The following is a 25,024-nucleotide window of genomic DNA, read 5'->3' as shown; positions in this document are numbered from 1 at the left end:
ATTTTTCAACCATTAAACGCCTTTTCTCTTTTTAAGATAAACTCTGAAATAAAAATTAGACCAACACCGCTAATAATATAAACATCTGATAAATTAAAAAATGAGTAATCAAAAAAATTTATAAAATCCACCACAAAACCAAAATACAAGCGATCAAACAAATTACTCATTGCGCCGGCAATAATTAGACTTAAGGAAAAAATTAAAAAAATATTTTTCAAAATATAGTTTTTAACCAAAAGAAAAATAAGTACCGCTAAAATTATACTGATCAGGCCATACATCGCCCACTCTGGCAGAGTAATATTAAAAATCAAATTAAAATTTTTATAAAGATGTAAGCCGACGAATTTTTTTGACCACAAAAAAATCCCTCCTTCGGAAATTTTAAAGGCCAGCCACTTTGTCAGTCTATCAACCAAAAACAAAATACTTATCAAAAAATTGATAAGCATTGTTTTGCGAAAATATGACATTCTGAAAAAACTTATTTACTAAATTTTGATTTACATTCCATGCAGGCAGAAGATGCCGGACGGGCTTCCAAACGTTTTGGATCTATTGCTTTGCCACAATAACGGCAAATTCCGTAAGTTCCATCTTCAATGCGCTTTAAGGCGCCATTTACATCACGCAAAGCCGACTCCAGTGTTCTTTCCAAAGTTAAGTTATCGCTGTAAACGGCAACTTCGGCGGCGTTTTCATCTTCCGCGTCGCCAATCGTTGGAAAATTGGCATCATAGTCGGATGTATTGTGTGGATTTTTTTTGGTAAACTGAGATAGCTCCTTTTCCAGACGAATTTTTTCCGTCAAAAGTTGCTCTTCAATTTTCTTTAAAAAATCTTTATCAAGGTTGTTTTTTACTGCCATAAATTTAGAGATTATTGATACTGATTTTTAAATAATATCTCCTTTTGATTAAGTATATATGAAATAATATTTTTTTCAAGGTTTACCTCTCCAAGCAAATTTAACTTTAAAAGGGCGCAACTGCGCCCTTAATAATATAATTAATAATTGGCCGTTGCGCCCTTGTGCCCCCTTGACACACCCTTTATCCGCCGATGGCGGCAAAAGAGATTCCGGTCTTGGGGGAAGGAACGCTTTTTGCTGACTTCAAAGCGAGAAGCTCCTCTACCATTCTTGTGGTAAATTCCGGAGGGGAACTCACCAAAAAAGTAATTTTTGTTTTTGTTTTATAGTCAGGCTCTGCCAGCTGAGAACCTATGACGAAGAGTAGAGAAGAGAGAAACGTGGCCGACTTTCAGCCAGATGTCTCTGGTTTCAATGTTCTATAAATATTATACCACGAAATTATCACTTTTGTCAATCCTCAAACTTTGGCTTATTTAAAAGGAAAACACTTTTTCTTCTCAAAACAAACCTTTACTTATCCCCAGAAGATTGACCATCTTGTTCACAAGTTATCCACATTTACCCCTAAAATTACTCCTCCAAAATCCGCCGTTAACCATTTTAACCAATCTGAAATCAACTCTATTAAATTTTTACCATAATAATCCGGCTGACTACCTAAAATGGTCAAAAAATCTTCCATCATTTTGTCTGAATTACTAAAAATCATTTTCTGGCGTTCCACCCCCACTAAAAATTCCTGACTTAAATCAGGGACAGAAAGATAACGTGCCGAAAAACTGCCAATTTGCTTATTCTGGAACGAAAAAATATCGGGGTTGGCCAATAATTCTTTAACTTTTGTACCGTCGGATAAAATCCTCTCCTTAATTTCCGGAAAAAGTACTGCCAAATCATCTTTTATAATCCCTTCCATATTTTTTTTCAAATACTCATTATCCAAAACGGCCAAAAAATTAAAATCTGCCAAATTTCGTGGCGGCTCTGTCCCAAGCTTAGGGGTCACTATCAATTTATTACTTACCCAAATGTCGGAAGACCACGGCAAAACCTTAAAATTATTAACTTTAAAATTTCCCCCAAAATAAATCTGAGCCGCAGAATGCCGACGCGCGCTGTTTAAGGCAATCAATTTCATCTTGTTGTCAGCCAGAGATTTTTTTTCTTGGCTTAGGGTTGACATTGCTTCTTCAAGACCAAATCTTGAATTGGAAATAATTACTCTTCCGCCATTTTCAAAAATATAATGATAATTTAACTCTTCCAGCTTAATTCTAACCGCGTTAAAATCTGATTCATTAATTTTGCCGAAGAAAATAAAATCCACGAAGTCGGGCAGAATTGCAAAACCGACCTTACTCGCCTTTGGCCCGATCGATTCTTCTAAAAATTTCGTCTGGCTCGCTGCTTCATCGGAAAGCATGGATCTCGTAATTGCCCAAAGCCAAGCATCGTCTTCTCCCCTGTTAAAATCACTCTGCCAATATGCGACCGCCTCCGCTGGTACAATCTCCAAAAACGACTCATCACTTTTTAAAAAGTTAAAATAAAGCCAAAACGATAAACCAACAAAACCCGCGATAATCAAAAACCCTGCCACAATGAGCAAGGTTTTTGTTTTCAGATTTTTGAAGAATTCGAAAAACATTATATTATCTCCTACTATCTATTAGATTATCTTCTCGGCCGATCACTCCGCGGCCGTCCAGCATCTCTGTCGGGCCCGCCGCCTCTTTCACCATTTTCCTGTAACCTCTTAATGGAAAGATCAACGCGACCCTGTTCATCAACTTTTATAACTTTAACGCGAACAACGTCGCCGATTTTTACAATGTCGGTTACCTTGTCTACGCGATACGGTGCAAGTTCCGAAATATGGACTAGCCCGTCTTTATGTGGAAAAATCTCCACGAAAGCACCGAAATCCAAAATGCGCGTAACCGGACCTTGATAAATTTCCCCAACCTCAGCTTCCTGGGTTAAACTCTTAACCCAAGCGACGGCTTTATCAAGGGACGGCGGTTGGGATGAACAGATTACCACTGTTCCGTCGTTCGCAATATCAATAGACACGCCAGTCGCGTCAATAATTTCATTAATAATCTTCCCGCCTGGGCCGATAACATCGCGAATTCTATCTGGATTAATCTTGAAAGAAATAATTCTTGGGGCGTAAGGTGAAAGTTCCGTGCGCGGCGCGGCAATCGCGCCTTCCATCACGTCCAAAATTTCCATTCTCGCCTCGCGACCTTGCGTCAAAGTTTTTTCTACCATTTCCATTGTTAACCCCAAAGTTTTCGTATCCATCTGAATCGCCGTAATCCCAGTCCTTGTTCCCGCGATTTTGAAGTCCATGCCACCTTTGCTATCTTCTAAATCTTGAAGATCTGTCAAAACTTTATAATTTCCTTTTTCGTCGGAAGCCAAGCCCATAGCAATGCCCGCCACAGGAGATTTAATCGGGACGCCCGCATCCATCAAGGCCAATGTTGAAGCGCAAGTTGAAGCCATTGATGAAGAACCGTTTGAACTCAAAACTTCAGAAACAACGCGAATAGTATATGGAAAAACTTCGGTCTTCGGCAAAACCGGAAGAAGAGCGCGTTCTGCGAGAGCACCATGACCAATTTCCCTCCGGCCCGGTCCACGCATTGGCGAAGCCTCACCAACTGAAAATGGCGGAAAATTATAATGATGCATAAATCTTTTTTTACCGGAAACTTCCATGCCGTCCAAGGTCTGCTCTTCAGCCGGCGAACCCAAAGTTACCGCGGATAAAACATGCGTATCACCGCGCGTAAAATATCCTGAGCCATGCGTGCGCGGTAAAAGCGCTACTTCCGCTCCGAGCGGCCGGATATCAAGCAATGACCGGCAATCAACTCTTGTTTCCTTATCCAAAATCACCCGGCTAATTTCTTCTTCTACAATTCCATAGAAAAATCCCATCGCGTCTTTCCGGCGGTCCTTACCAATCCCCTCTGCTTTCAAGAATTCTTCAAGATCTTTTTCCAGCTTATCCAGAACTTCCTGTCGTGAAGACTTACTCTCCTTTTTACTATTAAAAAGACAAATCTCTAATTTCTCCTTCAAAAATTCTTTAACCTTATTCTTCAATCCTTCTTTTTCCGAAGCCGCTTCCGGATCTTCCTCAACAATAGACATTTTTGTCTTGCCAATTTCCTCGCGGATATTTTCAATTAATTCAATAATTTTTTTCAAATGTTTCTGCCCAAATTTTATTCCTTCCAAAACATCAGCTTCCAAAACCTCATCAGCTCCAGCCTCAAGCATACAAACTTTTTCCTCTGTGCCCGCCACCACAATATCCATCGTGCTTTTGCTTCGCGCTTCATAGGTCGGGTTTAAAACCCATTCGCCGTTAACCTGGCCGACACGAACGGCGGCGATCGGTCCGTTCCACGGGATATCCGAAATAGAAAGAGCAACCGAAGCGCCGACTAACGCCGGAATATCCGGATCATTTTCCTGGTCCCAAGACAAAGTTGAAGCCACAACTTGAATATCATTTCTCATTCGGTCATCAAAAAACGGCCTGATCGCACGATCAATCAGCCGCGCTGTTAAAATAGCTTCATCGGTCGGTCGGCCTTCGCGTTTTATAAAACGAGACCCTTTTATTTTTCCGGCCGCGTAAAGTTTTTCTTCATATTCTACCATCAAAGGAAAAAAACTTATTCCTTCCCTTTGGGTTTCCGAAATTACGGCTGTAGCTAAAACTAATGTATCACCATAACGCACCGTACAAGAACCGTTGGCTTGTCCGGCGAATTTTCCGGTTTCAATGATTAAATTTTTCCCTCCCCATTCTAACTCAAATTTTTTCACCATACTTTTTGTCTGACCGCCAAACTTTAGACTTCTGGTTAACCCAGAAGAAGCCTACTTGTCTGGCGATCAAAAAATTAATTTTAAATTGTTATTTATTACTTATATCTTATAATACTGTTCTTTTTGTCCGACCACTAATTAAGTAGCGCCTTTTATCATGACTTAAATCGTGAAAATTGTCAACCGTTTCTATGAGTTTTGTGGAAGTTGTTTCCCGGAAAGCGATTGATTCCACTCGGCATCCTTTATTCATCTTTAAATATTGCACTAGCGGAATAAAATCTCCGTCACCAGAAACCAAAACAATCACATCAAGCCTCTCAGCCAAAGCAATGGAATCGATACAAATTCCCACGTCCCAGTCGGCCTTTTTCGCGCCGTCATAAACCATCAATTCTTTTTCGCGAGTTTCAAGCCCAAGTTTTTCCAGCGCTTCAAAGAAAACTTTTTCCTCGCCAGTTTTAGTTTTAACAACATAAGCGATGGCGCGAATCAACTTTCTGTTGCCCACCGCTGTTTCCAAAATATTACCAAAATTTACTTTTGCGTTGTAAAGATTTTTCGCCGAATAATACATATTCTGCACGTCGATAAAAACTCCGACGCGTTGTTCTTTATAAGTTACCATAATTTTCCTCCTTATTTTTAAGCCAAAAACCCCTCGCAAGGGAGGGGCTTTAAAATTTTATAATTTTAATTTTTCCATTAACTCGGCATGACCCTTTTTATCCTCTCTTTCCAAATATTTTAATAGTCTGCGCCGTTCACCGACTTTTTTCAGCAAACCGCGGCGAGAAGAGAAGTCTTTTTTGTGTTCCTTCAAGTGCTCCACCAATTCTTTGATCTCTGATGTCAAAATGGCGACCTGCACTTGCGGCGAACCAGTGTCAGTTTCGTGAATCCGAAATTTCTCAATAATTTTGTCTTTTGCTTTTTTGTCTAACATTTTTGTCACGGGTTGCCGAGTCCACCCTCCCTGGCCCAGCGAACCGTCATTAATAATTTACTTAATCATATTACCACAGCCTTTTTAATTTGGCAAGGCTGCGCTATAATAAAATTGTACGACACTAAAAACTCCTTATGGCCAACCTCGACACTCTAATCACCCAATTTCTAGAATATCTGGAAATAGAGAAAAACCGTTCAAACAAAACTGTACGGAATTATGATTTTTATTTAAAAAGATTTAATGAATGGATTGGTAACGCTTCCCCGGCTGGCATCACTCAAGAAAAAATCCGCCAATATCGCCTTTGGCTTAATCGTTTTGCCGACGAGCACGGCCGCACTCTGAAAAAAAATACTCAAAACTATCATCTGATCGCCCTTCGCGCCTTTCTAAAATACCTGGCCAAGCGCGACATCAAAACACTATCCGCGGAAAAAATTGAATTAGGAAAAATGCCCGAACGGGTGGTGGATTTTTTGGAAGGAAGTGATTTGGAACGAATTCTTGAAGCGCCGACGCTCGGTGAGGCACCGGAAATTATTAAAAAAAGAGACAAGGCAATTTTGGAAATGCTTTTCTCTACCGGACTTCGCGTTTCCGAATTGGCAAATTTAAAAAAAGAACAAGTTAATTTAAAAAAAGAAGAATTTACTGTCCGTGGTAAAGGCGATAAACCGCGCGTGGTCTTTATATCTAACCAAGCAAAATTCTGGGTCAAACAATATCTAGACGCGCGCCAGGACGTTTCTCCATTTTTATTTGTTTCGCACGACCGGGCGCATGAAAGCGAAGGCGCGCTCACTCCCCGGAGTGTGGAACGGCTTGTAAAAAAATATTCTAAAATTGCGGGCATCACCAAAAAAGTTACGCCGCACACCATGCGCCATTCTTATGCTACAGATTTGCTAATGAATGGCGCCGATATTCGCTCGGTCCAGGCCATGCTCGGCCATTCTTCAATTACTACCACCCAGATTTACACCCATATCACCAATCAGCAGCTCCGTGACGTACATAAAAGTTTCCATGGCCGCCGCCGCGGTAAATAAATCAATTTCATTCCCTGAGCGAAGCGTAGCGAAGTTGAAGGGCCTTCGACAGGCTCAGGCCATGACATACGGCCGACAATTGACAATCTGAAAATTGTTTGTTATATTAAAAAATAATTTACTCAAAAACTTTTAACTTTTCACTTTAAACTTTTGACTTATTACGCGCCCGTAGTTCAATGGATAGAACACCAGCCTTCTAAGCTGGATATCTAGGTTCGATTCCTAGCGGGCGCAATTTGGTGGCTATAGTTTAACGGTAGAACAGCGGGTTGTGGTCCCGCTAGCCTGGGTTCAACTCCCAGTAGCCACCCTGCTAAAGCATCTCCTCAACCGGAGGTGTTTTGGTTTAACTAAAAAATTAAAAGTGATACAATATTAATTAATGCTTAAAAAAATAATTTTAACAATATGACTATTCAAGTTTTGGGCTCGGGTTGCCCGACCTGTAAAAAATTATATGATCTGACCAAACAAGCCGCAGCCGAAGTCGGCTTCAAGGGCGATGTAAAATACACAACCGACATCCAAAAAATGCTCGAGATGGGCATAATGCAAAGCCCGGCTGTAGCCATTGATGGCAAACCTGTTCTTTCCGGTCGCGTGCCGAGTCTAGATGAACTCAAAAAAATTATTAAAGAAAAAATCTAATCTTCTATGGATATTTTCAGTCCAGTCCAAAAATTGGCTGACTGGTTAAGCTACTCTGTTTTTCGATTGCAACCAGACACTATTTTGGGCGGAGCGGTCAGTTATTTTATTTACGATAGTATCAAAATAGGTCTCTTACTGTTTTTTATTATCTTTTTTGTTTCTTTCATCCGTTCCTACTTGCCGCCGGAAAAAATAAAAAAAATTCTCACCAATAAGTTTGAATTTTTAGGAAATATCCTGGCAGCCTTGATCGGCATCGTCACGCCCTTCTGTTCTTGCTCGGCCGTTCCCCTCTTCATTGGCTTTGTGGAAAGCGGAGTGCCGCTCGGCGTGACATTTTCCTATCTTGTTTCCGCACCAATGGTGAACGAAGTGGCGGCCGTTTTACTTTTAGGAATGTTCGGCTGGAAAATAGCCGCCATTTATATTATTTCCGGGGTCACAATAGCCGTTTTGACTGGCTTTGTGATGGGGAAAATGAATTTGCATCACTTAGTTGAAGATTATGTCTGGAAAATCAAAGTCGGCGATACGGCCGAAAAAAATAAAAAGGATTTCAAAAAAAGATTAGCCGAATCATACACCTACACAATGAATTTAATTAAGGGCGTTTATCCCTACGTTTTAATTGGCGTAGGCCTTGGGGCGTTTATCCACGGCTACGCCCCGGAAAATCTTTTGAGCCGTATTGTCGGGAAGGGAAACTTGTTCGCCGTGCCTTTAGCTGTTTTAATCGGCGTGCCGCTTTATTCCAATGCCGCCGGAGTTATCCCGATTGTCAGATCATTAATTGAAAAAGGTCTGCCGCTCGGAACCGCCCTGGCTTTTATGATGTCCGTGACGGCGCTCTCATTGCCAGAAATGATTATTCTGAAAAAAGTTTTAAAACCAAAACTTTTGGCTATTTATATAATTATTTTAACTGTAGGAATTATTTTCACTGGTTTTCTATTCAATTGGATAATGTAATTTCTGGGATATAGACATTCTCGCCCAATCCCAAAAAAATTCCAACAGCCTCCACTACGTGACCCCATAAAAACATCTCGTCATCTTGACGAGGTGTTTTTTTATAAATATTTATAAAAAATATCAACTTTTTATAATTTTTATCGCCTTGCCATTTATTAAAGCATCGGCGATTTTTTTATAAGCCGAATATAATATCCGCTGATATGTGCTCTGAGAAGTGCGCATTTTTTTCGCGGCTTCCAGTTGATCCATATCGTTAATGTGTCTCAGCCGATAAGCCTCCATCTCTTCGGCAGTCAATTCCACAATTTCAAGTTCCTTCATCGGCACGCCTCGAGGTTTGAAGTAGTCAACCCGTGGGTTGAATGAAATTTTTCGGCAAAGCCTTGGTCTGGACATATTTTTTATTTATTTAGCAAAGAAACAACGTAAATATATTTTAAGATTTTATTAGATTTATTTTTTAGATTGTGTTTCTTATCTTTAGGAATAAAAATAAGATTATTTTCTTTAACCATCCGTTTTTGATTTTCTAAAATTACTAATGCTTCGCCCTGAAGAATAATAATTACCTCTTCGCGATTATCTGTTATGTGTTCACCGACCTCTTCACCTTTCTTTAAGATAACTAATCCTGATTTTATTTTTTCTGATCTTGGAGGTTTTATCAACGATCCCCCTTGTGTTAACGATTTAACCATCATATTTTAAATTTTAATTTTTTAAATTAATATTGATTATTTCTATCTTTTATGATAATTTTTTATTTGAAGAAGGCTACCCGAGCCCTTCCGTCGAAGAAGAGCTCGGCTCCCAGCCTTCTTTTATTTTTGGGATTTTATGGCTTCCTTTTCAGACTTAATAATTTCTAATTCCTCCAGGAGCATCTTTTCTTCCTCTTCTAGGGCGGCCAATTCATTTTTAGGAGAAATAAATCTCCTGCGACCCATACCATATCCGCCACGACAACCCCAACCCATTCTTGTACCGGCTCCGCAAGGGCCCATTCCCCTGCCAGTGCCAGCTCCTTGGCCCGTAGGACCAGTTCCGTTCATTTTTGGCATATATGTTTTTATTAAAAATTTTATTAGTGGCGATTCGACCTTTTTTATATCGCCTATTATGAATATACACCCAAAACTATAACTTGTCAAGTCTTGTAAAAACCCCATCGCGTGTTATAATTATTACTGATATTAACTATGAAAATTTTAATTTTAAGATGGCCAAAATAACAAAAATTATTATTTTGATAATGGTGGCTACTTTTATCGCGACCCCCAATTTTGTTTTTGCCCAAGAAGATTCTGAGCAAAATAATTACCAGGAAGAAATATTTGAAGCCAAAGTTTTAGAAATTTTAGAACAAAAAGAAACCATAAGGGAAGACGGATCAAAATCCATTTTACAAAAACTAAAGCTCAAAGGCCTGGAAGGAAAATGGAAAGATCAAGAAATTATTTTTGACGGTACCGAGGTAGATGTCATTGCCAAAAATTTATATAAGAAGGGAAATAAAGTTTTGGTTTCTCATAGCCAAGATGGCGACGGCAATGATTATTATTATGTTACCGACTTTGTCCGAAGAGAAAATCTTTATTTTCTCGCTGTAATTTTTGTTTTAATTATTTTAATCACTGGAAAGTGGCGCGGCTTCAGGGCTCTCCTTGGACTTATTTTCAGTTTTTTTATTATTTTAAAAATTATTATTCCCCAAATTTTAAATGGGCATAACGCTTTATTCATCAGCCTGACCTCTGCGCTATTAATAATTTTTGTTTCCACTTATTTGGTTTACGGATTAAATAAAAAATCAACCATAGCTATTTTAGGCACCTTTGCGGGCATCGCCATTGTCGGATTTTTTTCAATACTTTTTACTAATCTGACTAAACTTGCTGGTTTTGCCGAGGAAGAGACGATTTATTTAGTTGGTCTGACGGGCGGAAATATAAACCTGCAAGGATTGCTGCTCGCCGGTTTTATCGTCGGCGCATTGGGCGTTCTGGATGACATAACCGTAAGCCAAGTTTCCACGGTTCAGGAAATCCATGGTACTGATCCAAGTTTAACAAGGTTGGCAATTTACAAAAAAGCAATGCGGGTTGGAGTTGATCACATTGCTTCCATGGTTAATACTTTATTTTTGGCCTACGCGGGTGCCGCCCTCCCTCTCCTTTTACTTTTCTCATTCAAACAGCCGCCATTTTTAACTTTTAGCCAAATAATCAACCACGAAATTATCGCCACGGAAATTGTAAGAACATTGGTCGGGAGCATCGGTCTGGCCTTGGCTGTGCCCATCACTACTTTTTTAGCCGCTTATTTTTATAAAAATAAAAATCTTAACGGGACGGGCATGGAGAATATAAAATCTGAGCAAATCTAAAACCACTGGCTACCGCGAGATAAACTTGGAATAAAAATACTTTCCTCAAAATTTCCAATAATAGTTTCAACCGCCTCCGCTACGCGGTATCCCAAAAACATCTCGTCAAAATGACGGGGTGTTTTTATTTTTTGAAATATTGCCAAAAATTTTTAAAATGATAAACTTTAATCAGCAAGAAAACCCGCCAAGGGCGGACAAGAAGGAGGACTTGCCATGGCCGCCAAGAAATACAAAGTGACAAAAGAACAACTGCTCCGACCGTTGCGCGACCACTTCACTGAAGCCGACCGACGTCCGATCAGACGGCGAGACCGGGAAGATGGCCGGCGCTTCCGCGAGCACCTCAAAAATCTCGGAAAGAAGGAGAAAACGTCGCCATGAGCACGCATCGCAAGAAGCCCAAGAAGCGCACTGCGCGAACACCTCTGGCCGGCGACCTCTTACACCCCGAAACCCTAAAGGATCTCCTGGCGCAGCAAGCTGAAGAGCGACGTCTCGCCGAAGAAGCGGAAGACACATACTACGATGCCTTCAGTGCGGAAGTCGAAGCCCACCCCATCGGCCACCCCGGCCACACTCCGCACGGCTGCACCTGATGTACCGATCCACCCACACCACTCCCCCGGACTTCGGTTCGCGCGGGAGTTTTTTTATCTTGACCGAAAATATTTTTTATTATAATATAAATATACTTAAAATTATTTTTCAAATATGCCATTTACCTGGAACGAAAATTACAGCGTTGGCGTAAAAATTTTTGACGACCAACATCGGCGCTACATAGATATCGCAAACCAGATTGACGCTCTATCCATGCAAGACGGGGTCAACCAAGAAAAAATATTAATGAGCCTAATTGAGTTTAGCAACTACGCCGCTCTTCACTTTTCTTCCGAAGAAACTTATTTTGAAGAATACAAATTTCCAGGAAGCGAACTTCACGTCGCCGAACACAACCGCTACCGCGAAAAGATAAAAGAATTTTTAGCCAGAGCGCAAAGTCCGAACGCGGATGTGAAAAAAATCGCCCATGAACTTGCTGACTTTGCCGTAGATTGGCTCTTGCGGCACGTTATTTCCATGGATAAACACTACACTGATTTCTTCAACGCCCGGGGAATAAAATAATTTTCCCAAAAACAAAAACGCCCCGAATTTTCCAGGACGTTTTTTTGATAAAAAAGTGACGGGGGGCAGGTTGTCTAGAACTGCACACCCCGTCGTGGAAGGCTCACGGAACCGCCGTCCTTCCCTCGTGGATTTAGCCGCTCGCCGGCTTAGGTCCGCAACCGCCCTGGTCTTACGTATTAAGCCAAGGACACAATCGCTCCACCGCTTTAGTCTTAACATATTAAATTATTTTTGTCAAGAATTTATACTAAATTAAAAGGACAGCCCTTACCAAGAAGGACTGTCCTTTTTTATCTCCAAAAAATTTACGCCTGCTCTTTTTCTTTATCCTTTTTCCCTATTCTTTCAAACGCCCGCAAAATTTCGAGCGGAATGGCAAAAACAATTGTATTTGATTGATCAGAGCTCACGTCATTAATCGTGCTCAAAGTGCGAAGATGTAACGCACCGTCGGAGGAAGCCAAAGTATTCGCCGCCTTGGCTAAATTTTCCGCGGCAATCACTTCACCTTCGGCTTTAATAATTACTGATCTTTTTTCTCTTTCCGCTTCGGCCTGTTTGCCAATCACCCGTTTCATTTCTTCCGGCAAAGTCACATCTTTTAATTCCACTGAATGAACCTCAATTCCCCAGGCATCAGTTGCCTTGTCAACAATTTCTCTGATTTTTTCCGCAATGGCTTCACGACCTGAAAGCAATTCATCAAGATTTACTTCGCCAACAACATTTCTCATCGTCGTCTGGGCAAGTTGCGAAGTGGCATAACCAAAATCTTCCACTTCAATAATCACTTGATTCGCGTCGCGGACTTTGTAATAAATCACGGCGTTGACGCGCACGGAAATGTTATCTTTAGTAATCGCCTCCTGGTCCGGAACATCGACCGCCTTAATTCTCATATCAACTTTTCTGGCAGTCTGAAAAACAGGAACTACCAAACGCCAACCCGGCGCCATAATTCCGGTGTATCTGCCCATCGTAAATTTTACGCCTCGCTGGTATTGGTTCACCTGCCTGATTGAAGCTAATATAATCGCTGCCACGATTATACCGATCGTAATTAAAACATTGTCCATAGTTTAAATTTATTAATTAATGTGTATTTAATTATACAAAATTTATCATTAAAAATCAAGGAGTTTGACTACTTTGAATAATTATATTAAAGTAAAGTCATCTATATAATTAATTAGAAAAATCATATGGGACAAAATAGCGCGGCGAAAGCCAGAACTAAACACGCTCTCAAAAATACCAAAAAGGGCAAACAATTGCGCAAACACACAAAAAGACTAAAGGGCTGTTCTTGCTGCCGTTAAATAAATTTTGAGATATTTAAAAAGAGGCCTAACAGCCTTTTTTGTTTTGAAACCATTGACAAAAAAATAAAGGAGTGATATTCTCGGAGGTTCTTATAAAAATACTTCTTTCCGTGAAGCAAAGCAAATAAATTGTTTTTCTTCATGGAAGGAGGTGGTGGCACGGAAATGAATATACAAAGCGCCAAAGGTAGACTGGCGCGCCAAACATAAATTCGTCTACCCAGGGGCGGGATTCGTTTGCGATTTTTGATCGAATGCCCGCAAAACGGTGTGATCGGAGTTGTCGATCCAATTGAAAGGCTAAACTGGCAACTCCACCTCTCCAGCCAAAAGAAAGCGAGGTGGCGGATGTACGTCTGGCAGAGTCGGGCGTTCCAGCTCAAGGATGATTCAGCGCCTCGCAGGCGGCGCGGATAAATAGCCTGTACAATTCTGAGGGGCTTCTAACAGGGGCCCCTCTTTTTTATTTTTATAAAACCACTTTTAATATGTTTGAAATTTATTTTTATTCTGTTAAGATAAAATCAACAAGGAGGGTACAAATGAAGACGAAGATGATGCTCGCGGTTCTTTCCACGGTTCTCTTCGGCTGCCGGGAAAATTTCATCGAACTATGCGCCGGTGAGTACAATCTCGTTTCGGCGGTCGTGATTGAAAGCAGTTGTTTCGATGACGACGGCGCGTCGCTGGTGCCGGTCGGCGACGATACGAATCTGGACGCCTACAAACTCCGCGTCCACGTCGTGAATGAGCGCGGCATGAACTTGCTCCGAAACGTGGAATGGCGCGTTTCCGATCCGACGCTCGTGAATCTCTCTGTTGTCGAAGCAGATCCAGACTTCCACCGAGAAACTTCAGCGCTCATCGAAACCCTGGCAGACATTCTTGATCGCGACGGTGAGCACGAGCCGGAAGCGACAGTCGTTGTCTGCGCCACGAATGATTGTGCGGACTATCTCGGCGGCGATGGATGCGCTCCATGCGTTCCCGAGGTTTGTTCTGCACCGCACACAGTCCGGGCCATCATAAACGCCGAAGGCGACTGGAGATTGAGCGGGGCAACTTTTCCTTTCCCGGTGCCAATTCGGGTGAGACAAACCGGGCGAAAGCTTGAAGCTGCCTTCTACGAGCCGGAAATCAATGGTCGGCAAATCAATTTCTCGTCGGGCAACACAAGCTACGTCGGCCACTTCGAAGATGAGACGCATGTCACGGGCGAAGCGATTGTCTCCCCGAGCGGTGACAACCTCGGAACCTGGACCGCAGTGAAGTGCCCGCCGACCGGCTGCGATTAACCAGGCACGAGCAGCTTCCTCTGTCATCTTCAACATTCTGCCAAAGCTTCCAAGCCGCGGCAGATTTTTTTATAAAAATTTTTATTTATAAAATAAAAAGCCGGCTGCGCTGACGCACAACCGGCTAACCCCCTACTTGCGTAGAAACGTGAGAGGACGAACCCGATTCCAACATCGGGTGATGATGGCGTTGAGTTGGCCGAAATCTCCGTTGTTCCGCAGCGTCCTCTGCGTTTCCTCCGGCAACCCCGCCAGCATCGCGCCGACGCGCCGATCGGCTTCTTCCAGATCCGGGCGAAGAAGCCTCAAAAGACGCTCTGTTACGCTCGCCTTTTTATCTCGGGGCGCATCATCGGCTTCCTTTTCGTATTCCCCCACCGCCCGCTGAAGAATCGCGTTATCGCGGCGCGCCGCCTCAAGTTGAGCGCGGTACCTCATTACCTCATCACCGACTCGCTGAACCTCCTGCTCGTACTGCTTGATGGCCACATCTACGAACTCGGGATGAGAAAGAAGCTTCTGGTAGAACTCGCCGCCAATTTTGATCAGGACGCTGGGCTCAAGAGCCTGCGCCGAAGTGGTGTGTGGAACCTGGAGATGGAAAGCCCTCATACCAAGGAATCGCCGCTTACCCAATTCGTTGATGCGAGCATCTCCCCGATATTGGCTAACCCTCCCTACACCGATGAGCCAACACTCTTCCGGCACCTCTCCGGCGTGAAAAACCCACTCGCCGGCAAGAAAAGTCTTGGCCCAGCCGCGCTCCTCCGCCATGTGCAGCAACTTGTCAAGAAATTCGTCATAATTCCCTGGGAACTCGAATCGGCCGGTGGCCCCGGTCAGGGTGTCTTCACCCATCGGCTGATTGTCCGAACAACCCTCTGCCGTGTTGCCCACGCTTTCTTCGCTCACGACAACTCCTCCTTTCCCTCCCTTTCTTATCTTATTCGTGATTGTCTATTTTAGTTTAAAAATATCAACTTGTCAAGTGACCGTTGACAGCAAGTCTAGCCTGTGCTATTATACCTTTACAATAAGAACGAAAAAGCTTTCGCTTCTTTACAGAAATACCCCCCGCTCCTCCCCTAGTGAGGAGGACTTTCGGGGAATTTTTTTGCGTATATGGACAAATTTAAATTAAAATCTAAATTCAAACCGACTGGCGATCAGCCAAAAGCAATCGACGAGCTGGTTTCTGGTTTGAAAAAAACTTATAAACATCAAACACTCCTCGGCGTCACCGGGTCAGGCAAAACTTTTACCGTAGCTAATGTAATCGCAAAAATTAATAAACCCACTCTCGTTATCGCCCACAATAAAACTCTGGCCGCCCAACTCTGTAATGAGTTTCGCGAATTTTTTCCGGACAATGCCGTGGAATATTTTGTTTCTTATTACGATTACTATCAGCCAGAAGCGTATCTTCCGCGCACTGATACTTACATTGAAAAAGAGGCAATGATTAATGATGAAATTGATCGCCTCCGCCACGCCGCGACCCAGGCGCTTTTAACCCGCCGCGACGTAATCATCGTCGCTTCGGTTTCTTGTATTTATGGTTTGGGCGCCCCTGAAACCTATGAAAAAATTGTTTTGCATTTGGCTAAAGATCAAACTATCACTCGCGCTGATTTATTGAACCAGTTAATCACCATGCAATTTACCCGGACTAACTCCGATTTAAAACGCGGAGAATTTCGTTTGCGCGGCGAGACTCTGGAAGTGATGCCCGTGAACCAAGAAATTATTTATCGTATGGAATCAAACGCGCAAAAAATCGTGAAAATTTTTGCGATTGACCCGGTGACAAGAAAAATAAAAGATGAGCCATCCGACGTTTGGATTTTTCCGGCAAAACATTTTGTCACTCTTGGCCCAGAACGAAAACGGGCGTTTAAAACTATAAAAGAAGAATTAAAAGGCCGCTTGGATTATTTCAATAAAAATGGAAAACTGCTTGAAGCCGAACGCCTGGAGCGCCGGACAAATTACGATTTGGAGATGATAAAAGAAGTAGGCTACTGCCATGGCATTGAAAATTATTCAAGACATTTATCTGGCCGCGCCGCGGGTGAACCGCCGGAAACTCTGCTTGATTATTTTGGAAAAAATAAAGATTGGCTAATGGTAATTGATGAATCGCATGTCACCGTGCCGCAAATTTCCGGAATGTATGAAGGCGATGCTTCGCGAAAAAGAGCGTTAATTGATTTTGGTTTTCGCCTACCTTCTGCCGCCGATAATCGGCCGCTGAAATTTTCTGAATTTGAAGCGCGGATGCCACAGACAATCTATACTTCGGCCACGCCGGCTGATTACGAATTAACTCGGAGCGGACAAATCGTTGAACAAATTATCAGACCAACCGGTCTTATTGACCCTGAAATTATTGTTAAACCCATTACGCCAAAAAATTCTAGTGAAAAATCTCAGGTTGATGATTTAATGGAACGAATCGCCGACCGCGTAAAACGAAACGAACGCGTTCTTGTCACAACTCTTACTAAAAAAATGGCGGAAGATTTAAGCGAATATCTGGCGGAGAAAAAATTTAAAGTTAACTACATCCACAGCGAAGTGGAAACATTGGACCGGATAAAAATCCTAACTGAATTTCGCCGGGGAAAATTTGATATTTTAGTTGGTGTCAATTTATTGCGCGAAGGATTGGATTTGCCGGAAGTGACGCTCGTCGCGATTTTGGACGCGGACAAAGAAGGATTTTTGCGAAGCGAAACTTCACTTATTCAAACAATCGGCCGGGCGGCGAGAAATGTCCGCGGCCAAGTTTTACTTTATGCCGACCAGATGACCGGCTCCATGGAACGGGCGATCAAAGAAACCGAACGCCGGCGCAAAACGCAAATGGAATATAACAAAAAACACGGCATCACGCCGAAGACTATTCAAAAGGTTATTAAAGATATTATCGGCCAGGCGACAAAAAAACAAGATGCTAAAGAACGAAGAATTTTGGAATTGGATTTACTTGGAGAAAAGGGAAAAAATATTGAGGAGATAATTAAAGAAAAAGAAAAACAAATGAAAGAAGCGGCTAAAGATTTACAGTTTGAATTAGCGGCAATTTTACGCGATGAAATCCGGGAATTAAAAAAATCCCCGAAACATGCCGAAGCACATCCCGGGGACCAAACGAAGGAATGATTCTCTTAAGGGCTGCCGGAATTTTCGCCGGTTCACATTTCTGTAGCGACGCTTTGCCGCTAAACCGACGATCTCCGTCCCGTGTCAGGGGCACCCCGACGTTCACCTCCAGCGGGATCACCGCGTCACGCCGTCTTCTTGACCTGCGCCGTCACCTCGCCCGCCATCTGCGAGCCGAACCGCGAGAACCCCTTGCCCATCTCCGTCTTTCCACCTCCTTCTTTCCTCGGACGGTGGTTCGCCGAAACAGCAAACCAAAACCGTACAATAAAATTATTCCAAATAAATTAAAAAATGTCAACGATATATGCAAGATAAAATAATTATAAAAGGAGCTAGGGAACATAATTTAAAAAATGTTTCTCTGGAAATCCCAAGAAATAAATTAACGGTTTTTACCGGACTTTCTGGTTCGGGAAAATCTAGTCTGGCTTTTGATACCATTTTTGCCGAAGGCCAACGCCGTTATGTTGAGTCCCTCTCGGCTTACGCTCGACAATTTTTAGGACAAATGGATAAACCCGATGTTGATGAAATTGAAGGATTATCCCCGGCTATTTCCATTGACCAAAAAGCCCATAGCGCTAATCCCCGTTCCACGGTTGCCACCATCACGGAAATTTACGATTATCTTCGCGTGCTCTTTGCCCGCGTCGGCAAACCATATTGTCCGGTCTGCGGGAAAGAAATTAAAAAAATGACCGTTGAAGAAATGGTTGATTTGATTTTGAAAAAAACTTCAGAAATTCACAGGGAAAATAAACCTTCTGCGGCAAAATCAAGTGATTGCATTGCCATTCTCGCGCCAGTCGTCCGTGGAAGAAAGGGTGAATATTACCAATTACTATATAACTTATACAACGACGGATTTTCCGAAGTCCGCGTCAACGGAAAATTTAGAGAACTTAGAAACAAAATCGTCCTTGCCCGATACAAACAACATAATATTGATTTGCTCGTGGATAAAATTACTCTCGGTTGGCCATTAGAAAATAATAAAGGCCTACGCGCGCGCTTGGCCGAAGCTATGGAAACAGCTTTAAAACACGGCGAAGGCGTCGCGACGGTAATTTTGGATAATGGTGAAGAAGTAGTAATGTCATCAAAGTATTCTTGCCCGGACGATGGTTTTTCTTTTCCGGAAATTGAACCTCGTCTCTTCTCGTTTAATAGCCCTTATGGCGCTTGCCCCATTTGCCACGGCCTTGGCACTGAATCTTTGTTTTCTGAAAAACCTTGCCCCGATTGCGGCGGAGACAGGCTTAGAAAAGAAAGTTTGCATGTTTTTGTTGGCAAAAAAAATATTGTGGAAGTGACAACAATGTCTATTGAAGAGGCGCGTAGTTTTTTTACTGCTCTAACCGGTAAAGAAAAAACAAAATTATTTGTACAAAAATTAAATGACACTGAACTTGAAATCGCGGAAACCGTTTTAAAAGAAATTACGAACCGGCTGGAATTTATGTTAAATGTTGGTTTGGGATATTTAACGCTTGGCCGCACGGCCGGCACACTTTCCGGCGGTGAAGCCCAGCGTATCCGACTTGCCTCGCAAGTTGGTTCACGCTTAGTTGGCGCGCTTTATATTTTGGATGAACCAACAATTGGTTTACACCCAAAAGATAATGAAAAATTATTGGCGACGCTCGCGAACTTACGAGATATCGGCAATACGGTTATTGTCGTGGAACACGATCCGGAAACAATTTGGATGGCTGATTATTTGGTTGATCTCGGGCCCGGCGCCGGCGTGCACGGCGGAGAAATTGTCGCGGCCGGTCCCATGCCCGACGTCTTGCAAGATAAAAAATCTTTGACCGCGGCGTATTTACGCGGAGATAAAGTTATTAAAATTCCGGAGAAACGCCGCCATGTTGATGAAAAAAATAAATATTTTTCTTCAGGGCAGATAAAAATTGTCGGCGCCACGGAAAATAATTTAAAAAATATTGATGTCAGAATCCCGCTCAAGCGTTTTGTCTGTGTCACCGGCGTTTCCGGCTCGGGTAAAAGCACTTTGGTAAATGACATTCTTTACAAAGGACTTTCCAATAAACTTAATCACACCAACTGGCAGATTGGAAAACACGCTCGAATTGAAGGATTGGATTATTTGGATAAAGTTATCGTGATTGATCAATCTCCTATTGGCCGCACGCCGCGTTCTAACCCAGTAACTTATACTGGTGCATGGACGCACATTCGCGAACTTTTTGCCGCCATGCCAGAATCTCGCGCCCGTGGCTACCAGCCAGGGCGATTCAGTTTTAACGTGCCGGGGGGACGTTGCGAAAATTGCGAAGGCGCCGGATTGATTAAAATTGAAATGCATTTCCTGCCGGCGGTTTATGTCACTTGCCCAGTTTGCAAAGGAACTCGTTTTGACCGGGAAACATTAGCCATAAAATATAAAGAAAAAAATATTCATGACATCTTGCAAATGACCATAGAAGAAGCGGAAGGATTTTTTCGAAATATTCCTCCGGTTTATGATCGTCTGAAAATCTTACGCGAAGTTGGCTTACAATATCTGACCCTCGGACAAGCCGCAACGACTTTATCAGGCGGCGAAGCGCAAAGAATAAAACTTGGCGCGGAATTAGCTCGCCGTTCCACCGGCCGGACGATTTATATTCTGGATGAGCCGACTGTCGGTTTACACTACGCTGATGTGGAAAAATTATTGGAAGTTCTACATCGCTTGGTTAGTTTGGGAAATACCGTGATTGTCATTGAACATAATTTAGATTTTATTAAAACAGCTGACTGGATTATTGATCTTGGACCAGATGGGGGAGACGCGGGCGGACAATTGATCGCATCCGGCACGCCGGAAGAATTGGCAAAAAATCCAAAGTCATACACCGGACAATATTTGAAAAAAGTTTTGAAATAAAAAAAGACCACACTAGTGTGGTCTTGTGCGCGGACACGTTCTACGAACATTCTACGACAGGATCGCTACGAAGGAAAGTGATACACCTTCCATCCCGAGCTGATCACAATGCCGAACCTTTCGCACTGGTCCTTCAACTCCCTAGTGATACCGGCGACCGGCGCGATTCTCTGAAACTGGTCGATCGCCGACTTCAGCAGGCGAGCTTCTTTCGTCTCGTCTCCGACAATCACCAATGTATCCTGGGCAGTAGAAACGGAAATACCTCTCCCAACCTCGACGAGGGAAAGAACATACCCCCACGGCTTTCTCTCCTTTATGTATACAACTTTCATTTGTCTCCTCCTCTAAAATCAATCTTGAAACAAAAAAATAAAAATGTCAATATGTCAGAATTAAAAAACAAAATAAAAAAATTCCCCAAAACCCCAGGCGCGTATTTAATGAAAAATGCCGCGGGGAAAATTATTTATGTCGGCAAGGCCACTTCTCTCCGCGATCGCGTCAAAAGTTATTTTGATCGGCCGCACGATGTTAGAATTGAAAAATTGGTTCAAGAAATAGCGGATATTGATTATAAAAAAACTCCCACTGTAATTGAAGCATTGATTTTGGAAGCCAATCTTATTAAAAAATATTTGCCAAAATATAATGTAAAGGAAAAAGACGACAGATCGTTTTTATACGTAGCTTTTACCAAAGAAAAATTTCCGAGAATATTTTTATTGCGCGGTTTGGAATTGGAGAGAATGACGCCCAAAGAAAAAAAACAAATCTCTAAACTTTTTGGTCCGTACACCAGCGCCTCTTCTCTTCGCGCCGCGTTAGATATCTTACGCCGCCGCATTTTCCCTTTCCGCGATTGCGTCGTTATGCCAAAACTGTCCTGTTTGCATTACCATTTAAAACAATGCCCGGCACCCTGCGCTGATCTTATTTCATCTAAAGATTATCGCCGCCTTATCCGCAATTTGATTTTATTTTTTGAAGGAAAAAAAGAAAAAATCATTAAAAATTTAAAAAAAGAAATGGCCGCCGCGAGCCGGCATGAAGGCTTTGAAATAGCTGCGCGACTTCGCAATCAAGTTTTTTCTTTGGAGCATATTCAGGACGTGGCCGTCATCAAAGAAGAATCAAAATTTAAAAACCGAGAATCTGGCATTAATGTTTTCGGCCGAGTTGAAGGTTATGATATTTCCAACATCAGCGGTACTGCGGCGACGGGAAGTATGGTTGTTTTTGAAGATGGCAAGCCAAACAAAAATGCATACCGCAGGTTCAAGATTAAGACGGTTAGTGGAGCAAATGATGTAGCGATGATAAGAGAAGTTTTGTCGCGCAGATTACGGAGAATCAAGAATTATGAATCAAAAATTAAGGAACCCAAAAACCATAATTCATACTTCATACTTCATAATTCAAAAATTTGGCCTTTGCCAAATTTAATTCTGGTTGACGGCGGCTGGGGACAAATTAATGCCGTCCGGGAAATTCTTGATGAACATAAATTAAAAATTCCTGTTCTTGGCATTGCCAAAGGTTTTGACCGAAAGCAAGACCGGCTGATTGCCAATAAAGACAACCCCGAGCTTGTCCGCGTCGCCGAACTGCACAAAGATATTTTGCTCCGAGTCCGCGACGAAGCCCACCGTTTTGCTATTGGCTATCACAGACTTCTGCGCCGAAAAAAAATGTTCAATAAATAAATTAAGCGCGTTTTAGCCCGGCTTATGTCCGGGCTTTTTTATTTATATTAAAAATGTTAGAATAAAGAAATAAAATAATGACCTTATAAACATGATTATTCCTCAACAAATCAAAAAATTAGACAAATCAAATTTGCTCGGGTCAATCGAACTTTTAGGCAAGCAATGTGAGGCGGCTTGGCGAGAGGTTAAAAAAATGAAAATTCCAGTCGCCTATCGTGGCGTGGAAAATATTGTCATCTCGGGCATGGGCGGTTCAGCGCTTGGCGGTCACTTGATTCAATCTCTTTTCGCCGACAAATTGAAAAAGCCGCTGGAAATCGTCCGCGGCTACAAACTCCCGGCCTACGTTGGTCCAACAACTTTGGTCATCCTTTCAAGTTACTCCGGAAATACTGAAGAAACATTATCTTGCGCCGCTGAAGCAAAAAAAAGGAAAGCGAAAATTGTAGGTATTGCCGCCGGCGGAAAACTAGCTACTTTTTTACGCGCTAATAAATATCCTGCTTATATTTTTGAAACGACTTACAACCCCTCAAACCAACCTCGTATGGGCTTGGGATATTCAATCTTCGGACAGATTGGACTTCTTAAAAAATGTGGCGTTTTAAACGTTGATAATAAAGAGATCGAAAAAACTTTAAACGTTCTCCAAAATAAAGAAAACTCGACCGCAACTTTCGCGGCAAAATTGAAAAACAAAGCTCCGATTCTTGTCGCTTCAGAATTTCTCTCTGGCAATGCCCATATAATGGCAAATCAAATAAATGAAAATGCAAAATGTTTTGCCGCCTATTTCGAACTTCCTGAATTAAATCATCATTTAATGGAAGGATTAAAAAATCCGGCGACTAACCAGAAAAATCTTGTTTTTCTTCTTATAAATTCAAATCTTTATCTGCCGCGCGACCAAAAAAGATACAAAATATTAAAAACCGTACTCGCAAAAAATAAAATTAATTTTATTGAATACGCTCCAAAATCAAAAACTAAAATACTGCAATCTTTTGAAGCCTTGGTTTTTGGAAGTTATCTTAGTTTTCATCTCGCAATAAATTATAATTTAGATCCCTCCCCTGTTCCCTGGGTTGATTTCTTTAAAAAACAACTTGGCTAATCAAAACTTCTAAAGGAGGAAACCTATCCGATGAAAAAAATAGAATTATTAAAATATTTTTTACTTTTCATCGTCGCGTTTTCTCTTTTTTCATACTTTCAAATTTCCCCGACCTTTCCCGACCCAGATTCTTTTTACCACGCCAAGATGGCTGTCTTAACCCGCGACCAAGGAATTGTTAGAGACTTCCCATGGTTGCAATTTACTGTTTTAAAAAATAATTTCGCCGACCACCATTTTTTATATCATGTCGCTCTCATTCCTTTTGTCACCTTTCTCGACCCGCTGGTCGGAATAAAGCTTTTTACCGCGCTTTCCGCCGCGCTTTTGATTTTAGTTTTCTATTGGTTTCTGAAAAAATTTCAAATCAAAGGCGCGTTTTTGTATTCTTTAGTTCTCCTAGTTTCAAGCCCTCTTGTTTTTAGAATAAATCTAGCCAAAGCCGCGTCCTTTTCACTTATAATCTTACTTCTTGGTCTTTATTTTATTTTCCGCCGAAAACTTTGGCCGCTTTTTCTTTTATCATTTATATATGTGTGGACTTACGGCGGATGGCCGCTCATTTTAGTTTTAACTTTATTCTATATCTTTGCCGAAGCTGTCATAAACGCCACTGATAATTTCACGGGAATAAAATTATTTATAAAAAATTTCTTTAAAAATATTTTTTCCAAAGAAAATGTTAAACTTTTTTTAGCATGTTTTGGTGGCCTTGCGGCTGGAATTGTCATCAATCCGTTTTTCCCTAAAAATTTATTTTTTTACTGGCAACAAATAATTAAAATCGCTGTCATAAATTATCAGGATAAAATCGGCGTGGGGGCAGAATGGTATCCTTATGGCTTGGGCGACTTAATTGCCAACTCTTCTTTTGTTTTTATTTTACTAATTCTTTCTTTCACTGTAATTTTTATAAATTTTCTTAAAAAATTTTCCACTAAAGAAAGACTTGCCGCCCAAGATCCAAAAACAAAAACTCAAATTTTTTCCTTAACTCTTCTTGCACTCTTTTTTTTGGCCTTAACTTTGCGCTCTCGTCGCAATGTTGAATATTTCATCCCCTTTGCTGCGCTTGCTTCCGCTTTTGTTTTAAACGAGCCTCTGTCTTTAATAAAAAAATATCTGCCCGCGATTAATGTTTGGCGGCAAAAAAGAAAAATTTTTTTTAGCCTCATCCTTGTTTACGTCTTAATTATGATCCCGTTTACTTCCGTACGAAATATCTGGTCCATAAAACAACTCTATCTTTCCGGTGGCTCTATCTATAAATACCGCGGCGTGGCCGAATGGTTAAAAAATAATACGTCGGAAAGGGCCATTATTTTTCATAATGATTGGGATGATTTTCCCGCCCTTTTTTATTATAATACTCATAACTACTATATTGCAGGACTTGATCCAACTTTTATGTATGATTATAATAAAGACCTGCATAAGGTTTGGGTTGATATTACAACCGGCCGGAGGGCAAATATTTCTGAAATTGTTAAAAATGATTTTCACTCTGAATATGTTTTTGTGGATAAAGACCATATTGCTTTAGAAAATAATTTGAAAAGTGATGGACATTTTCAAATGGTTTATAAGGATGATGAAGGGAAAATTTATAAGTTAATAAACGACTGACAACATACAACCAGACAA

26 protein-coding genes and 2 tRNA genes are annotated in these 25,024 nt (G+C 41.7%); 14 read left to right on the top strand and 14 right to left on the bottom strand.

What is annotated here, in order from left to right; genetic code table 11:
• Positions 1–5: 5 nt before the first annotated feature.
• The 6 genes from WC445_03570 to rpsO form a co-directional block, all read right to left on the bottom strand.
• A complete protein-coding gene (locus tag WC445_03570) occupies positions 6–476 on the bottom strand; it encodes a signal peptidase II (protein MFA5129014.1) in 471 nt (156 codons plus the stop codon).
• A gap of 11 nt (positions 477–487) precedes the next feature.
• The gene (locus WC445_03565; GenBank protein ID MFA5129013.1) at positions 488–871 is read right to left on the bottom strand and encodes a TraR/DksA C4-type zinc finger protein; all 384 of its coding nucleotides are present in this window, start codon (positions 869–871) and stop codon (positions 488–490) included.
• A 547-nt stretch (positions 872–1,418) separates the two neighbouring features.
• Positions 1,419–2,525, bottom strand: coding sequence for a hypothetical protein (locus WC445_03560; protein MFA5129012.1), 1,107 nt, complete (start codon positions 2,523–2,525; stop codon positions 1,419–1,421).
• Positions 2,526–2,551: 26 nt separating this feature from the next.
• On the bottom strand, positions 2,552–4,729 hold the full coding sequence (gene pnp / locus WC445_03555; GenBank protein ID MFA5129011.1) for a polyribonucleotide nucleotidyltransferase: 2,178 nt from the start codon (positions 4,727–4,729) through the stop codon (positions 2,552–2,554).
• A 106-nt stretch (positions 4,730–4,835) separates the two neighbouring features.
• Entirely contained in the window at positions 4,836–5,357 is a 522-nt protein-coding gene (locus tag WC445_03550; GenBank protein MFA5129010.1) for an NYN domain-containing protein, read from the bottom strand.
• 57 nt (positions 5,358–5,414) lie between these two features.
• The gene (rpsO, locus tag WC445_03545) at positions 5,415–5,675 is read right to left on the bottom strand and encodes a 30S ribosomal protein S15 (protein ID MFA5129009.1); all 261 of its coding nucleotides are present in this window, start codon (positions 5,673–5,675) and stop codon (positions 5,415–5,417) included.
• 137 nt (positions 5,676–5,812) lie between these two features.
• On the opposite strand from rpsO, the gene xerA reads away from it, so the two are divergent.
• The 5 genes from xerA to WC445_03520 all read left to right on the top strand — a co-directional run bounded on the left by xerA (position 5,813) and on the right by WC445_03520 (position 8,353).
• A complete protein-coding gene (gene xerA, locus WC445_03540) occupies positions 5,813–6,730 on the top strand; it encodes a site-specific tyrosine recombinase/integron integrase (GenBank protein MFA5129008.1) in 918 nt (305 codons plus the stop codon).
• Positions 6,731–6,895: 165 nt separating this feature from the next.
• Positions 6,896–6,967, top strand: a tRNA-Arg gene (locus tag WC445_03535).
• Positions 6,968–6,972: 5 nt separating this feature from the next.
• A tRNA-His gene (locus WC445_03530) sits at positions 6,973–7,043 on the top strand.
• Positions 7,044–7,141: 98 nt separating this feature from the next.
• Positions 7,142–7,381, top strand: coding sequence for a thioredoxin family protein (locus WC445_03525; GenBank protein ID MFA5129007.1), 240 nt, complete (start codon positions 7,142–7,144; stop codon positions 7,379–7,381).
• 6 nt (positions 7,382–7,387) lie between these two features.
• The gene (locus WC445_03520) at positions 7,388–8,353 is read left to right on the top strand and encodes a permease (GenBank protein MFA5129006.1); all 966 of its coding nucleotides are present in this window, start codon (positions 7,388–7,390) and stop codon (positions 8,351–8,353) included.
• Positions 8,354–8,476: 123 nt separating this feature from the next.
• Here WC445_03520 and WC445_03515 read toward each other — a convergent pair whose 3' ends face one another.
• The 3 genes from WC445_03515 to WC445_03505 all read right to left on the bottom strand — a co-directional run bounded on the left by WC445_03515 (position 8,477) and on the right by WC445_03505 (position 9,420).
• Positions 8,477–8,755, bottom strand: a complete 279-nt coding sequence (locus WC445_03515) for a DUF134 domain-containing protein (GenBank protein MFA5129005.1) — start codon at positions 8,753–8,755, stop codon at positions 8,477–8,479.
• A gap of 5 nt (positions 8,756–8,760) precedes the next feature.
• Entirely contained in the window at positions 8,761–9,060 is a 300-nt protein-coding gene (locus tag WC445_03510; GenBank protein MFA5129004.1) for a cupin domain-containing protein, read from the bottom strand.
• A 120-nt stretch (positions 9,061–9,180) separates the two neighbouring features.
• Complete coding sequence (locus WC445_03505) at positions 9,181–9,420, bottom strand: DUF5320 domain-containing protein (GenBank protein MFA5129003.1); 240 nt, start codon at positions 9,418–9,420, stop codon at positions 9,181–9,183.
• Positions 9,421–9,578: 158 nt separating this feature from the next.
• Between WC445_03505 and WC445_03500 the strand changes: the two genes are divergently transcribed.
• Positions 9,579–10,745, top strand: coding sequence for a YibE/F family protein (locus WC445_03500; protein MFA5129002.1), 1,167 nt, complete (start codon positions 9,579–9,581; stop codon positions 10,743–10,745).
• On the opposite strand, the gene WC445_03495 is transcribed toward WC445_03500, so the two are convergent.
• Positions 10,742–10,891, bottom strand: a complete 150-nt coding sequence (locus WC445_03495) for a hypothetical protein (protein MFA5129001.1) — start codon at positions 10,889–10,891, stop codon at positions 10,742–10,744. The genes WC445_03500 and WC445_03495 overlap by 4 nt on opposite strands.
• A gap of 234 nt (positions 10,892–11,125) precedes the next feature.
• On the opposite strand from WC445_03495, the gene WC445_03490 reads away from it, so the two are divergent.
• Both WC445_03490 and WC445_03485 read left to right on the top strand, forming a co-directional pair.
• On the top strand, positions 11,126–11,344 hold the full coding sequence (locus WC445_03490) for a hypothetical protein (protein ID MFA5129000.1): 219 nt from the start codon (positions 11,126–11,128) through the stop codon (positions 11,342–11,344).
• Between the two features lie 115 nt (positions 11,345–11,459).
• Entirely contained in the window at positions 11,460–11,876 is a 417-nt protein-coding gene (locus WC445_03485; GenBank protein MFA5128999.1) for a bacteriohemerythrin, read from the top strand.
• Between the two features lie 308 nt (positions 11,877–12,184).
• On the opposite strand, the gene WC445_03480 is transcribed toward WC445_03485, so the two are convergent.
• The gene (locus WC445_03480; GenBank protein ID MFA5128998.1) at positions 12,185–12,955 is read right to left on the bottom strand and encodes a slipin family protein; all 771 of its coding nucleotides are present in this window, start codon (positions 12,953–12,955) and stop codon (positions 12,185–12,187) included.
• A 734-nt stretch (positions 12,956–13,689) separates the two neighbouring features.
• On the opposite strand from WC445_03480, the gene WC445_03475 reads away from it, so the two are divergent.
• Positions 13,690–14,496 (top strand): hypothetical protein, encoded by an 807-nt coding sequence (locus WC445_03475; protein ID MFA5128997.1) that lies wholly within the window; start codon positions 13,690–13,692, stop codon positions 14,494–14,496.
• 132 nt (positions 14,497–14,628) lie between these two features.
• On the opposite strand, the gene WC445_03470 is transcribed toward WC445_03475, so the two are convergent.
• Complete coding sequence (locus WC445_03470; protein ID MFA5128996.1) at positions 14,629–15,408, bottom strand: cyclic nucleotide-binding domain-containing protein; 780 nt, start codon at positions 15,406–15,408, stop codon at positions 14,629–14,631.
• A gap of 210 nt (positions 15,409–15,618) precedes the next feature.
• Between WC445_03470 and uvrB the strand changes: the two genes are divergently transcribed.
• Positions 15,619–17,661 carry an excinuclease ABC subunit UvrB gene (gene uvrB, locus WC445_03465; GenBank protein ID MFA5128995.1) on the top strand — a complete coding sequence of 681 codons (2,043 nt, stop codon included), beginning with the start codon at positions 15,619–15,621 and terminating at the stop codon, positions 17,659–17,661.
• Between the two features lie 117 nt (positions 17,662–17,778).
• Here uvrB and WC445_03460 read toward each other — a convergent pair whose 3' ends face one another.
• Complete coding sequence (locus WC445_03460) at positions 17,779–17,919, bottom strand: hypothetical protein (protein ID MFA5128994.1); 141 nt, start codon at positions 17,917–17,919, stop codon at positions 17,779–17,781.
• Between the two features lie 49 nt (positions 17,920–17,968).
• Here WC445_03460 and uvrA point away from each other — a divergent pair, with 49 nt between their 5' ends.
• Positions 17,969–20,557 (top strand): excinuclease ABC subunit UvrA, encoded by a 2,589-nt coding sequence (uvrA, locus tag WC445_03455; GenBank protein MFA5128993.1) that lies wholly within the window; start codon positions 17,969–17,971, stop codon positions 20,555–20,557.
• Positions 20,558–20,622: 65 nt separating this feature from the next.
• Here uvrA and WC445_03450 read toward each other — a convergent pair whose 3' ends face one another.
• Positions 20,623–20,892 carry a hypothetical protein gene (locus WC445_03450; GenBank protein ID MFA5128992.1) on the bottom strand — a complete coding sequence of 90 codons (270 nt, stop codon included), beginning with the start codon at positions 20,890–20,892 and terminating at the stop codon, positions 20,623–20,625.
• A gap of 51 nt (positions 20,893–20,943) precedes the next feature.
• Here WC445_03450 and WC445_03445 point away from each other — a divergent pair, with 51 nt between their 5' ends.
• The 3 genes from WC445_03445 to WC445_03435 all read left to right on the top strand — a co-directional run bounded on the left by WC445_03445 (position 20,944) and on the right by WC445_03435 (position 25,006).
• On the top strand, positions 20,944–22,263 hold the full coding sequence (locus WC445_03445) for an excinuclease ABC subunit UvrC (protein ID MFA5128991.1): 1,320 nt from the start codon (positions 20,944–20,946) through the stop codon (positions 22,261–22,263).
• Positions 22,264–22,354: 91 nt separating this feature from the next.
• Complete coding sequence (locus WC445_03440; GenBank protein MFA5128990.1) at positions 22,355–23,380, top strand: SIS domain-containing protein; 1,026 nt, start codon at positions 22,355–22,357, stop codon at positions 23,378–23,380.
• 30 nt (positions 23,381–23,410) lie between these two features.
• Positions 23,411–25,006 (top strand): hypothetical protein, encoded by a 1,596-nt coding sequence (locus WC445_03435; protein MFA5128989.1) that lies wholly within the window; start codon positions 23,411–23,413, stop codon positions 25,004–25,006.
• Positions 25,007–25,024: the final 18 nt, after the last annotated feature.

The organism is Patescibacteria group bacterium (genome assembly GCA_041650995.1).
In the GTDB taxonomy this organism is placed as follows: Bacteria; Patescibacteriota; Patescibacteriia; order XYB2-FULL-38-15; family XYB2-FULL-38-15; genus JAHIRI01.
The sequence above is the reverse complement of the archived record's forward strand: the minus strand, read 5'-3'. Positions and strand labels throughout refer to the sequence as shown.